Raw genomic sequence first — 12101 nt, 5'->3', positions numbered from 1 at the left:
TCCCGCGGACTTGCCCCGTTGCATCGACGCTCCTGCCGCCACCCGATCCTCTCCGGCCTTGACCGAGGAGTTTCTGAGCATGTCCGGCAGGACGACACCCGCAGCCCCGCTCGTTCCGGACCTGAACGTCCTGGTGATCGGCGGCGGCATCGGCGGCCTTTCCGCGGCCATCGCGCTGCGCCGCAAGGGACACCGCGTCACCGTGATCGAGCGCGATCCCACCTGGTCGGTCTACGGGGTGGGCATCATCCAGCAGTCCAACGTGGTGCGCGCCATGGACCAGCTCGGCGTGCTCGATGCCTTTCTGGACGCCGCCTGCGGCTTCGACGCGGTGGAGATCTACATTCCGGACGGCAGCCGCGTCGCCCGCATTCCCACGCCCACCCTGGTCGAGGGCAAGCCTGCCAACGTCGGCATCGGCCGCCGCGCCTTGCAGAAAGTGCTGGGAGACAGCGTGAGGGCGCTGGGCGCCGAAATCCGTCCTGGCGTAACGGCCGAGACGCTCGATCAGGACGAGACCGGCGTATCGGTGCGCTTTTCCGACGGCGGAGAGGCGCGCTACGATGTCGTGATCGGCGCGGACGGCGTCTATTCGCAGACCCGCCGCATGGTCCTGCCCGAGGCGGAAAGCCCCGAATTCACCGGGCAGTCGGTCTGGCGCTACAACTTCCCGCGGCCCGAGGGGCTCGACGCTCTCCACGTTTACAACGGCCCGACCGGGGTGGGGCTGGTGCCGATGTCGGCCGAGACCATGTATATGTACGCGACGACGCCGGAGCCGGACAATCCGCGCTATCCGGTCGAGGGTCTGGCCGCGACGATGCGCGCGAAGCTGGGGCAGACCGCACCGGCGATCCGCGCGCTGGCCGAGGCGATCACCGAGGATGCCGAGGTCGTCTATCGCCCGCTGGAAGGCATGATGGTCCATGGGCCCTGGCACGCCGGACGCGTCGTCCTGCTGGGCGATGCCGTCCACGCCACCACGCCGCACCTGGGGCAGGGCGCGGGCATGGCGATCGAGGATGCGATCGTGCTGGCAGAGGAACTCTCCGCTGCCCATGATGCAGGAGACAGGCCCGAAAAGGCTTTCGAGGCCTATCGCGCCCGCCGCTACGACCGCTGCCGCTACATCGTCGAGGCCTCGCTGGCGATCTGCCACGGCCAGATCGGCAAGGGGCCGCCTGTCGACAATCACAAGGCCACCGCGGAGATGTTCGCGGTGGTCAGCCAGCCCATTTGACCATTTCATGCAGGGAATTGCAGCCATGAGCCGAGTGACCGAAATCCGCTACGTCGGATATGGCGTCGAGGACTTCGACGCCGAACGCACATTCTACACCGAGGACTGGGGCCTGGTGGAAGTCGGCGCGAACGAGGACTTCGCGTGGTTCAAGACGCACGGGCATGACGAGCATCACGTCGTGCGCCTCCACAAGTCGGATGCCAACCATGTGGAAGTGATCGCTTTCGCCGCCGACACGCGCGAAGACGTGAATGCCCTGCACGACAAGGTCGTGGCGGCCGGCTGCAAGGTGATCTTCGCCCCGCGCGAAATCGATGCGCCGGGCGGCGGCTATGCCTTCCGCTTCTTCTCGCCCGATGGTCTGCCGTTCGAGATTTCGGCCGGGGTCGAGACGCTGGGCAAGCGGGCGATGGAGCGCTGGGAAGGCATGCCGGTGAAGATCAGCCACATCGTCATGCACTCGCCCGATCATCAGGCGCTGGTGGGTTTCTTCACCGATGTGCTGGGCTTCAAGGTGAGCGACTGGCTGGGTGATTTCATGTGCTTCCTGCGCTGCAACGAAGCCCATCACCGCGTGGCCATCCTGCCCGGGCCGCCGTGCCTGAACCACGTCGCCTATGACATGCTCTCGGTGGACGACATGATGCGGGGCGTGCATCGCCTGAAGCAGCGGGGCACGGACTTGCGTTGGGGCCCGGGTCGCCACACGGCGGGCAACAATACGTTCAGCTACTTCACGACGCCGGCCGGCTTCGCGGTCGAGTACACCTCGGAGCTGGAAGAGGTCGATTTCGAGACGCACCAGCACAAGGTGCATATCCCCGGCCCGCAGGTCATGGACCAGTGGGGCATCGGCGTCGGCGGTCCGCAGACGATGCCGCATCCCGCGCCCGACGCGCGCCTGTTCCAGGCGGCGGACGCCTGATGAAGCGGGGCCTGTCGGTCGCGGCCCTTGTGGCCTGCGCTCTCGCGCTGGTCTCGGCCCGCGCGCCGGAGACGCTGACGACGCGCAACCGTGCGGTCGTGACCGATTTCGCCCGCCTCTTCTACACCGAGCGCAAGGTACGCGCGGCCTTCGAGCGCTATGTCGCGGCGGACTATATCCAGCACAACCCCGGCATTCTTGACGGGCGCGAGGCGGCGATCGCCATGCTGGAGCCGAAGTTCTCCGCGCCCGGCGCCGCGTTCGATGTGAAGCGGATCCTCGTCGATGGCGACATGGCGATGATCCACCTTCGCGGCCGCCCCTCGCCGGACAATCCCGGCGGCGCGGTGGCCGACATCTACCGCCTGAAGGACGGCCGGATCGTCGAGCACTGGGACGTGCTGCAGCCGATCCAGACGCAGACCGTCAATCCGCACCCCTATTTCTGATTACAGGAGCCCCCTTTGGCCCTCTTCGAATACTTTCCGAACTACATCTGGAATCTCTCGGTCTCGATCGCGATGGAATCGGGCGCGCAGCTCGGTGAGATCATCGACATGTGCCAGCCGATCCGCGACGCGGCGGCGAGCGGCGCCGATGCCGGCACGCCGCAGTTCATGAAGGCCTGGGCGGCGATGGGCGACAAGCTGCTGGAACTCGCCGCCGAGGACGAGGCGAAGGGCCGCAAGTTCTCGGCCTCGAACAAGCTGGAGCGCGCCTCGCTCTACCTCATCACCGCAGAGCGGATGCAGGGCCACGGCCATCCCGGACGCAAGGAAACCTATGCCCGGGCGCGCGCGGCGTTCGACCGCTCGACCGCGCTTGGCAAGATCAACCGCGAACGCGTGGAGATCCCGCTGGAGGCAGGCAAGATGCCGGCGCTGTTCACCCGCGCGCCGGGAGCAGGCCGCAAGCCGGTGGTGGTGTTCTGCAACGGCCTCGATAGCTGCAAGGAACTGCTCTACTGGACGCGCCTGCCGCAGGAACTGGCGCGGCGCGGCATCTCCACCCTCTGCGTCGACCAGCCCGGTTCGGGCGAGGCGCTGCGCCTGCAGGACCTGCCTGTCGATCCGCATTCGGAAAGCTGGGCAAGCAAGGCGGTGGACTGGCTGGAGCAGCAGGCGGATGTCGATCCGGCGCGCATCGGCATGACCGGCATCTCGCTTGGCGGCCATTTCGCGCCGCGCGCGGTGGCCTACGAGCCGCGCTTCGCCTCGGGCGCGGTCTGGGGTGCCAACCACAACTGGCGCGAAGTGCAGGACAAGCGCATGGCGCGTGAGGGCGAGAATCCGGTGCCGCATTACTGGGCGCACGTCCACTGGGCCTTTGGAGCCGAGGATCAGGACGATTTCCTGGCGAAGTCCGAAGCGATGAACCTCAATGGCCATATGGACCGCATCAAGGTGCCGTTCCTCGTCACGCACGGCGCCAAGGACCGCCAGATCAGCGTGGATTATGCCGATGACCTCCACGACCAGCTCGTCAACTCGCCGCGCCGAGAGAAGGTGATTTTCACGCCCCGCGAAGGCGGTGTCGAACACGTCGGTGCCGACAACATGGCTTACGGGCGCGACCTGATTTCGGACTGGTTCGCCGAGACGCTCGGAGGAGAAACCGCATGACCCGCCGCTTTGTCGACCTCTCGATCTCGCTCTGCAACGACGTGGTCAGCGATCCGCCGTTCCTGAAGCCGGAGATCACGTACCAGACCCACATGGACACCGCGCCGGAGCTGGACATGTTCTTCCCCGGCGTCACCGCCGAGGACACGCCCGACGGCGCCGGTTTTGCCGCGTCCGAATGGGTGAAGCTGACCACCCACAGCGGCACGCACCTCGATGCGCCCTATCACTTCCACCCGACCATGAATGGCAAGGATGGAGAGCCCGAGCGTTCGATCACCATCGACGAAGTGCCGCTGGAATGGTGTTTCCAGTCCGGCGTGAAGCTGGACTTCCGCCATTTCCCCGATGGCTATGTGGTCACCGCCAAGGACGTCGAGGACGAACTCTCGCGCATCGGGCACGCGTTGCAGCCGCTCGACATCGTCCTCGTCAACACCGCTGCCGGCAAGGCGTTGGGGGAACCCAACTACGTCAATCGCGGCTGCGGCATGGGTTACGAGGCGACGATGTACCTAACCGAACGCGGCGTGCGCGTGACCGGCACCGATGCCTGGTCGTGGGATGCGCCGTTCAGCTATACGGCCGAAAAGGTGAAGGAAACCGGCGATACTTCGCTCATCTGGGAAGGCCACAAGGCAGGCCGCGACATCGGCTACTGCCACCTCGAAAAGCTGCACAACCTGGAAGTGCTGCCGGGGCACGGCTTCACCGTCTCGTGCTTCCCGCACAAGATCAAGGGCGCTTCGGCTGGCTGGACGCGCGCCGTCGCGATCTTCGAGGACTGACCATGCGTCTTGCCACGGTGGAAAACGGGCGCCCCGATGGTGCGCTGATCGTCGTGTCGCGCGACGGCGCGCGCTGGCTGGCGACGCCGGGGCTGACCCTGCTCTCCGCGATGGAGGACTGGGCCGCCGCCGAGCCTGCCTTGCGCAAGCTTGCGGACATGCTGGAGGCAGGCGGCGGCGGGACGCTTGACCCCGGCCGCCTTCGCGCGCCGTTGCCGCGGTCCTGGCAGTGGCTGGACGGATCGGCCTTCGGCACGCACGGCGAACTCATGCAGATCGCCTTCGGGCTGCCTCCCGTCGATAGCGACCGGCCGCTGATGTACCAGGGGATGTCGGACCGCTTCCACGGCCCCCACGACCCGGTACCTTTCGCAGACCCCGACCACGGCATCGATTTCGAGGGCGAGTTCGGCGTGGTCGTCGATCACGTGCCGATGGGGACGCCAGCCGCCGACGCGCTGAAGCACGTCCGGCTCGTCGTCCAGATCAACGACTGGTCGCTGCGCACGATCGCGCCGGTCGAGATGAAGACCGGCTTCGGCTGGGTCCAGGCCAAGCCCGCTTGCGCCATGGCGCCTTTCGCGGTGACGCCCGGGGCACTGGGCGCGGCTTGGCGGGACGGCCGGGTCTGCATGGACCTGCTGGTCGACCTCAACGGCCGGCGCTTCGGCGCGGCAAGCGGCGCCGCGATGGACTTCGGTTTCCACGATCTCATTGCCCATGCCGCCCTGACCCGCGATCTGGTCGCAGGCACGGTGATCGGGTCGGGCACCGTGTCCAACGCCGATTACGCGCAAGTGGGATCGAGCTGCATCTCCGAAGTCCGCGCCATCGAGATCATCCGCGACGGCAAGCCCGCCACCCCGTTCATGGTCCACGGTGACCGGGTCCGCATGGCAGCCTGCGACAGCACCGGCTGGATGCCGTTCGGCGTCATCGACCAGGCCGTGGTCCTGAAGGGAAGCCGGCCGGGCTGAGAGGCGGTCGGCGGCGGTATTCTTGCCGCTTGCAAACCATTACCTAAAAAGCGCAAGAATCCGTACGTTCATTTGGCAATCGTTTTCCGCTTTCACGGCTCCTGCAAGAACAGTCCTGCAAAAGAACCTCTTCGGTTGTAATTCCGCCGAGTCCGAAACTGACGCCTTTCTTCCACTCTATAAAGCCTGATGGATATCTCGTCCGGCTGGAATTCCCGCCGCTCGGGCGACAACTCAGGGGTGGGGGAATCCGAATGGAATGGTTCAAGGCCAACGCGCCGATCAGACTGAAATTACTTATCGCTTTCAGTAGCTTCGTCATCCTCGTCGGACTGTCGGGAGGCGCTGGGCTGCTGGTGGGCGAAAGTGCCGCGCACTGGGTGGCGCTGGGCGCGACCGCGCTGGCGGTGGTCCTGGCCGTGGGCTACCGCGAGGCGATCGCCGGGCCTTACGTCACCACCGTGGTGCGCATGGAGGGCCTGGCTTCGGGCGATCTCGATAGCCCGATCGAATTCACGCACTACCGCGACTGCGTCGGCCGCCTGACCCAGGCGATGTTCCAGTTCCGCGCGACCGCGCAGGCGGAAATCGCCTCGAACGGCGAGGCGCAGCGCAATTCCGTCGTCGTGCAGGGCATGGCCGAGAACTTCCGCCGCTTGTCCGAAGGCGACCTTTCCTGCGATATCGTAGAGGACTACCCGGCCGAATACGCCGCGCTCAAGGCCAGCTTCAACGAAGCCCTGGCCAGCCTGCGCGGCCTGCTCGGCTCGGTGAAGGCCAGCACCCAGAACAGCCTCACCGGATCGCGCGAGATCGCTCAGGCCTCCGAGGACCTGGCCCGCCGCACCGAAGGCAATGCCGCCAGCCTGGAGCAGACGGCTGCGGCGATCCAGCAGATCGACGACCGCCTGCGCGCCACGGCGCAGGCCGCCTCGCGCTCGCTCTCCACGTCGGAACAGGCGATGGGCGCGGTGCTGGAAGGCCGGGCGCGCACGGACGCCGCGGTCCAGGCGATGAACCGCGTGAGCGACAGCGCCAAGGGCATCGACGGCGTGATCGAGGGTCTCGACAAGATTGCCTTCCAGACCCGCGTGCTCGCCATGAATGCGGCGGTGGAGGCCGGCCGGGCCGGCGATGCCGGGCGCGGTTTCGCGGTGGTGGCGGACCTCGTCTCGGCCCTCGCCATGCGCGCCGAAGAGGAATCGAAGCGTGCCCGCGACCAGCTGGGCGTGACCCAGACCGACATCGAGGCGGCGGTCGATGCCGTGGAGAAAGTGGACTCCGCGTTCGGCGTCATCTCCTCCTCTGGCGAGGAAGTGACCCGGCTTGCGGGCCAGATCGCCGCCGACAACGACGCGCAGGCCGCGGCGATCGGTGAAATCAATACGGCAGTGGGGGCCATGGACCACGCCACCCAGCAGAATGCGGCGATGGTCGAGGAAACCTCCGCCGCTGCTCGCAATCTGACCTCGGAAATCGCCGCACTGGCGGCCGAGGCCGATCGTTTCCGGATGGGACCGGCGACCCCGGGCCTGCGGCTGATCGCGCGCCACGGCTGAGCGGTTCCACCGCGGATACGCGAAGGCTCCCCGGTCGGTGCGACCGGGGAGCCTTTTTCGTCAGCGCCGTATCAGCGTCAGATCAGGGACAGGCCCCTATCAGCGCCAGGCCCTATCAGCGCCAGGCCAAGCCGATCGCCTTCTGGATGGCCACGTAATCCGATGTGAGCGCGGCGCGGGCCGTCACCAGGTTCTGCTCGGCGCTGCTGCGGTCGCGGCGGGCGTTGAGCACGGCGACGCGGGTGGCGGTGCCGGACTGGAAGCGCTGGTCGGTGAGGCTCTCCGCCATCGCCGCCTTGTCGCGCGCGCGGGCCAGCGCGGCCACGGTGATGCGGCCTTCGCGGTAGCGCGCCAGCGAATCCTCGGCATCGCGCAAAGCGGTCAGCACGGTGCCGCGGTAGCGGGCCTCGGCCTCGTCGCGCACGGCTTCGGACTGGTGGACCTTGGCCTTGCTGCGGCCGAAATCGAGGAAGCTCCAGCTCAGTTGCGGGGCGGCAAGGGCGGTGAAGTCGTCCAGCTTGCCAAGGTCGCTGATCTTCGTGCCGCCGATGCCGATCAGGCCCATGAACGAGAGGCGCGGGAAGCGCGCGGCTTCGGCCTGGCCGATCTTGGCGGTATCGGCGGCAAGCTCACGCTCGGCCGCGCGGATGTCGGGACGGTTGGCGATCAGCCGCGCGGGGTCGCCCACGGGCACTGTCGCGGGCGGCAGCGGGATCTCCCCGGCGGCGGCCAGGGCAGCGTCGAGCGCGCCGGGTTCCTGCGCGGTCAGCACCGCCAGCGCGTTCATGTAGGTGTCGCGCTCGGCGGCGAGCGGGGCGATCTGGGCGCGGGCGGAGGCGAGCTGGCCCTCGGCCTGGGCCACTTCCATCGCGGTTGCGGTGCCGCGTTCGAGCCGCTGGCGCGTGAGGGTGAGCGCCTCTTCCTGCCAGGCGATCGACTGCTGGCCGAGCGCGATGCGCTGCTGACGGTCGCGCAAGTCGAGGTAGGACTTGGCGACATTGGCGGCGATGCTCACCTGCACGTCGGCCAGGCTGGCCTCGGCGCCCTCGATGCCGGCGCGCGCGGCTTCCACCGCACGGCGCTGGCCGCCGAACAGGTCGACTTCCCAGCTGGCGTTGAAGCCCAGGTTGTAGAGGTTGAGGTCGGTGCCGCTGCTGCCCCCGCTGCTGTCGCTGCCTCCGCTGCTGTCGCTGCCGTCACTGCTGCCGAAAGCCACGCCGGGGACATGGGCATGAGCGTACATGGCCGAAGCGCTGACCTTGGGCGCGAGGTTGGCGCGCTCCTCGCCCAAGGCGGCGCGGGCCTGGCGCAGGCGCGCCTCGCCGGCCTTGACGTCGGTATTGCCGGCCAGGGCGCGGGCGATCAGATCGTCGAGCAGGGGATCGCCAAGCGGCTTCCACCAGTCGGCGACCGGCGGTGCGGCCGTGACCGCACCGGCATCGGCGCGCACGAAGGCGGCGGCCGTGGCGCCATCGGAGGCGGCCCTGGGCGGGCCGGCATAGTCGGGACCGACCGTACAGCCGGCGAGAGTGACCGTCAGAGCCCCGGTCATCAGGGGCAGCAGAAGGATGAAACGCATGGTTTTCCTCAATGTCCGGTCGCCAGCGGCGCATTCTTGGGCAGCGGGCGAAGGAACAGAACGAGCGGAATGACGAAGACGATGCCCACCGACATCATCCAGAACATGTCGGCATAAGTCATCGTCAGCGCCTGGATCTGGATGGTCGATTCCAGCGATCGCAGCACGCCCGGTCCCTGCGCGGCGACATAGTCCTGCACGGAGACCGAATTGGCGTTGAGCGTTTCCTCCAGGCGCCGGGCGTGGAGCCAGAGGCGCTGGTCCTGGATCACCGCGATGCCGGCCAGGGCGAAGGAACCGCCCAGGTTGCGCGCGGCGTTGTAGAGGCCCGAGGCATCGCCCGCCTCTTCCCTGGGCACCGAGCGGATCGCCGCCTGGTTCAGGAACATCATGCAGAACACCGTGCCCATGCCGCGCATGAGCTGGGATTCCACGAAGTCCGCGCCATCGGAAAGCGGCGTCAGGCCGGTCTCCAGCAGGGCGCTCAGCGCCAGTACGGAGAGGCCGAAGCCGACGGAGAGGCGAATGTCGACGTTGCGGATCAGCCAGGGCGTTATCGGCATCATCAGCATGACCGGGATGCCCGAAAGCATCACCACCTGCCCCGATTGCAGCGAATTGTATCCGGCGATCGTCGAAAGGAACTGCGGGATCACATAGGACGTGCCGTAGATCACCATGCCCACCACGGTGACCATGGCGACGACGCTGCCGAATTGCCGGTTCAGCAGGAGCTTGAGCTGGATCACCGGCTTGCGCGCGAAAATCTGGCCCAGCGCGATCAGCACCATCCCGAACACCGATACCGCCGTCAGCGAGATGATGAGGCCGGAGGAGAACCACTGCTCGCGCTCACCTTCCTCCAGCACCACGGTCAGTCCGCCCAGGCCGAGGGCCAGGCCGAGAATGCCCATCCAGTCCGCCTCGCGGATGAGGCCGAGGTTGGATTTCTGGTGCGGGATGGCCACCAGCAGCAGCGTCGCCAGCGCGATGCCGACCGGCAGGTTGAGGAAGAAGGCGTAGTGCCAGCTGACGTTCTCCGTCAGCCAGCCGCCCAGCACGGGGCCGACCACCGGCCCGAGCAGCGCGGTCGCGCCGAACAGGGCATTGCCGATCGGCTGCTGGGCGCGGGGCAATCGTGTCGCCACGATGGTCATGGCGGTGGGGATCAGCGCGCCGCCCGTGAAGCCCTGGCCCACGCGGCCGACGATCATCATCGGCAGCGTGGTCGAAAGGCCGCACATGATCGAGAACAGGGTGAACAGCGCCGAGGCGACGAGCAGCAGGGTGCGAAGGCCCAGCAGGCGTTCAAGCCAGCCGGACAGCGGAATGATGACGATTTCGGCCACGAGATAGGCCGTGGCGATCCAGGTGCCTTCGGTGCCGCTGGCGCCGATCTCGCCCTGGATCGTGGGCAGCGAGCTGTTGACGATGGAGACGTCCAGCGTCGCCATCAGCGCGCCCAGCGTGCCCGCGGCCACGGCCAGCCAGGCGGCGGCATCGGCGCGCTGCTCGGTTTCCGGCGGCGCCGGCGGTTCGGCCGGCGACCGGGCCGGGGACGAAACGGAAGCGGATCGGCTCACCGGTTATCGTCCCGGCGTGCCTTTTCCTGCTTGGCCACGGCGCCCTGGGTGCCCTTGGCGGCCAGGGTGTCGACCGTGACGGTGACCGAAAGGCCGGGCACGAGGACGCGGCGCGCCTCGGGTCCGGCGTCGATGGCGATGCGCACGGGCACGCGCTGGACGATCTTGGTGAAGTTGCCGGTCGCGTTCTGGGGCGGCAGCAGGGAGAACTGCGCGCCCGTGCCCGGCGAGATGGATTCGACGTGGCCGCGGATCTTGGTGCCGTCCAGCGCGTCCACCTGGATGGTCGCGGGCTGGCCGGCGTGCATCAGGCCGATCTGCGTTTCCTTGAAGTTGGCGGTGACGTAGAGCTTGGTCAGCGGCACCACCGACATCAGGCGGGTGCCGGCCTGCACGAACTGCCCGGTGCGCACGGTACGGTCGCCGATGCGGCCGTCGATGCTGGCCTTGAGCACGGTGGAGCCGACATTGACATGGGCGGCGGCCAGCTGGGCGCGAGCGGCTTCGCCCTGGGCCTCGGCCTGGCGGATCTGGGCGTTGAGCGAACCGATCCGGCGCTCGGCCGAAAGCACGGCGGCGCGCTGCGCATCGGCGGCGGCGCGGGCCTTGGCGGCCTGGTTGCGCAAGGAGGCGAGCTGCTGCTTCGTCTCGGCGCCGCTGGCGGCCAGCGGGGCATAGCGAGCGGCCTCGCGCTCGGCGTAGCGGGCGTCCTCCTCGGCCGAGGCCAGCTGGGCGCGGGCCTGGGCGATGCCGGCTTCCTGCTCGCCGATGCCGGCGCGCACGTTATCGGCATTGGCCTTGGCGACGTCGATCTGCGCCTGGTACTGCTCCGCCTGGGCATTGTAGTCGCGCGGGTCGATGCGGACGAGCGGCTGGCCGGCCTTCACGTCCTGGTTGTCGCCGACGAGCACGTCCTCGACATAGCCGGAGATCTTGGGCGAGATGGTGACCGCGTCCGCCTGGATATAGGCGTCGTTGGTGTCCTGAAGGTACTTGCCCCGCGTTTCGTAGTGAAGCAGCCAGGCGCCGCCCGCGACGATCACCACCAGCACCCCGACGAACAGCGCGCGGCGCACGCCCGGGCGCTTGAGCGCGGAAGGCCGATTCGCGGTTTCGGCTGCCGGGGAGGCGCCGGATTCGCTGTCGGGGGCATTCTGGGGACCTTCGTGCGACCCGCTCACATCGTTTGCCATCAATCGTTACTCATGCCTTATTGCTGCATCGCAGCAGTGATGGACATGCACTTGCACCCGCGCGGAGCATATGGCAATGGCATTTGATATGGTCCCACACTATTTCTCGACATGAGCATCCAGCAGGAAGTCCTCGAACAGATGCGCGATCTGCATCTGCGCATGCACCGGCTCTTCAATGACCGGATGCGGGCGCATGGGGCGTCGCTGGCGCAGCTCAAGCTGCTGTTGCTGATGGAAAGATGCGGCGCGATGCGTTCGACCGACATTGCCGACGCGCTGGGTCAGGCGCCGCGCACGGTAACCGAGGCGATCGACGGGCTGGAGCGGGATGGGCTTGTGGCGCGGAGCCCCGATCCCAGTGACCGGCGGGCGAAGCGGATCAATCTGACGGAAGCGGGGCGCGCGGTCATTCGCGAGGTGGAACCGCACCGGGATGCCTTCGCAGCGCAGTTTTTCGAGGTCCTGGGCGATGAGGACCTGAACACGTTCCTGTCTATCCTGAGAACCTTGAACGACCGGATGATCGAGATGGGCGCGCCCAGTACGCTCGATAACGGCGCGCTGGACAACCGGGGATCTCCGGAAGGTTCAGGCCAGTCAGGTCAATAGCAGTATCGTCACGAGTGCGA

General features: G+C 67.6%; 11 protein-coding genes. 8 read left to right on the top strand and 3 right to left on the bottom strand.

Annotated elements, in window-relative coordinates; all coding sequences use genetic code 11:
- The first annotated feature begins 79 nt into the window (after positions 1-79).
- The 7 genes from AC1VV3_RS22195 to AC1VV3_RS22165 all read left to right on the top strand — a co-directional run bounded on the left by AC1VV3_RS22195 (position 80) and on the right by AC1VV3_RS22165 (position 7114).
- Positions 80-1240, top strand: a complete 1161-nt coding sequence (locus AC1VV3_RS22195; RefSeq protein WP_482962524.1) for an FAD-dependent oxidoreductase — start codon at positions 80-82, stop codon at positions 1238-1240.
- A 25-nt stretch (positions 1241-1265) separates the two neighbouring features.
- A complete protein-coding gene (locus AC1VV3_RS22190; protein ID WP_482962523.1) occupies positions 1266-2168 on the top strand; it encodes a VOC family protein in 903 nt (300 codons plus the stop codon).
- Positions 2168-2617, top strand: coding sequence for a nuclear transport factor 2 family protein (locus AC1VV3_RS22185; protein ID WP_482962522.1), 450 nt, complete (start codon positions 2168-2170; stop codon positions 2615-2617). Before AC1VV3_RS22190 ends, AC1VV3_RS22185 begins: the two co-directional genes overlap by 1 nt.
- A 15-nt stretch (positions 2618-2632) precedes the next feature.
- The gene (locus tag AC1VV3_RS22180; RefSeq protein WP_482962521.1) at positions 2633-3790 is read left to right on the top strand and encodes an alpha/beta hydrolase family protein; all 1158 of its coding nucleotides are present in this window, start codon (positions 2633-2635) and stop codon (positions 3788-3790) included.
- Positions 3787-4578 carry a cyclase family protein gene (locus AC1VV3_RS22175; RefSeq protein WP_482962520.1) on the top strand — a complete coding sequence of 264 codons (792 nt, stop codon included), beginning with the start codon at positions 3787-3789 and terminating at the stop codon, positions 4576-4578. Before AC1VV3_RS22180 ends, AC1VV3_RS22175 begins: the two co-directional genes overlap by 4 nt.
- A 2-nt stretch (positions 4579-4580) precedes the next feature.
- The gene (locus AC1VV3_RS22170) at positions 4581-5555 is read left to right on the top strand and encodes a fumarylacetoacetate hydrolase family protein (RefSeq protein WP_482962519.1); all 975 of its coding nucleotides are present in this window, start codon (positions 4581-4583) and stop codon (positions 5553-5555) included.
- A 254-nt stretch (positions 5556-5809) separates the two neighbouring features.
- Positions 5810-7114 (top strand): methyl-accepting chemotaxis protein, encoded by a 1305-nt coding sequence (locus tag AC1VV3_RS22165; RefSeq protein WP_482962518.1) that lies wholly within the window; start codon positions 5810-5812, stop codon positions 7112-7114.
- 115 nt (positions 7115-7229) lie between these two features.
- Here the strand turns inward: AC1VV3_RS22165 and AC1VV3_RS22160 are convergent, their stop codons facing one another.
- Genes AC1VV3_RS22160 through AC1VV3_RS22150 form a run of 3 tightly spaced genes read right to left on the bottom strand, consistent with a single transcriptional unit; the run spans position 7230 to position 11469 of the window.
- Entirely contained in the window at positions 7230-8693 is a 1464-nt protein-coding gene (locus tag AC1VV3_RS22160) for an efflux transporter outer membrane subunit (protein ID WP_482962517.1), read from the bottom strand.
- An 8-nt stretch (positions 8694-8701) separates the two neighbouring features.
- Positions 8702-10276, bottom strand: a complete 1575-nt coding sequence (locus AC1VV3_RS22155; RefSeq protein ID WP_132267681.1) for an MDR family MFS transporter — start codon at positions 10274-10276, stop codon at positions 8702-8704.
- A complete protein-coding gene (locus tag AC1VV3_RS22150) occupies positions 10273-11469 on the bottom strand; it encodes an HlyD family secretion protein (RefSeq protein WP_482962516.1) in 1197 nt (398 codons plus the stop codon). The genes AC1VV3_RS22155 and AC1VV3_RS22150 overlap by 4 nt, the downstream gene beginning before the upstream one ends.
- A 111-nt stretch (positions 11470-11580) precedes the next feature.
- Between AC1VV3_RS22150 and AC1VV3_RS22145 the strand changes: the two genes are divergently transcribed.
- Complete coding sequence (locus AC1VV3_RS22145; RefSeq protein WP_134093348.1) at positions 11581-12081, top strand: MarR family winged helix-turn-helix transcriptional regulator; 501 nt, start codon at positions 11581-11583, stop codon at positions 12079-12081.
- Positions 12082-12101: the final 20 nt, after the last annotated feature.

The sequence above is a fragment of the Novosphingobium sp. BL-S-34 genome, assembly GCF_056857015.1.
The sequence above is the reverse complement of the archived record's forward strand: the minus strand, read 5'-3'. Positions and strand labels throughout refer to the sequence as shown.

Excerpts from the sequence above, each read along its gene's own strand:
- AC1VV3_RS22195 (WP_482962524.1), top strand. The coding sequence starts at position 80 with ATGTCCGGCAGGACGACACCCGCAGCCCCGCTCGTTCCGGACCTGAAC.
- AC1VV3_RS22190 (WP_482962523.1), top strand. The coding sequence starts at position 1,266 with ATGAGCCGAGTGACCGAAATCCGCTACGTCGGATATGGCGTCGAGGAC.
- AC1VV3_RS22185 (WP_482962522.1), top strand. The coding sequence starts at position 2,168 with ATGAAGCGGGGCCTGTCGGTCGCGGCCCTTGTGGCCTGCGCTCTCGCG.
- AC1VV3_RS22175 (WP_482962520.1), top strand. The coding sequence starts at position 3,787 with ATGACCCGCCGCTTTGTCGACCTCTCGATCTCGCTCTGCAACGACGTG.
- AC1VV3_RS22170 (WP_482962519.1), top strand. The coding sequence starts at position 4,581 with ATGCGTCTTGCCACGGTGGAAAACGGGCGCCCCGATGGTGCGCTGATC.
- AC1VV3_RS22165 (WP_482962518.1), top strand. The coding sequence starts at position 5,810 with ATGGAATGGTTCAAGGCCAACGCGCCGATCAGACTGAAATTACTTATC.
- AC1VV3_RS22160 (WP_482962517.1), bottom strand. The coding sequence starts at position 8,693 with ATGCGTTTCATCCTTCTGCTGCCCCTGATGACCGGGGCTCTGACGGTC.
- AC1VV3_RS22150 (WP_482962516.1), bottom strand. The coding sequence starts at position 11,469 with ATGGCAAACGATGTGAGCGGGTCGCACGAAGGTCCCCAGAATGCCCCC.
- AC1VV3_RS22145 (WP_134093348.1), top strand. The coding sequence starts at position 11,581 with ATGAGCATCCAGCAGGAAGTCCTCGAACAGATGCGCGATCTGCATCTG.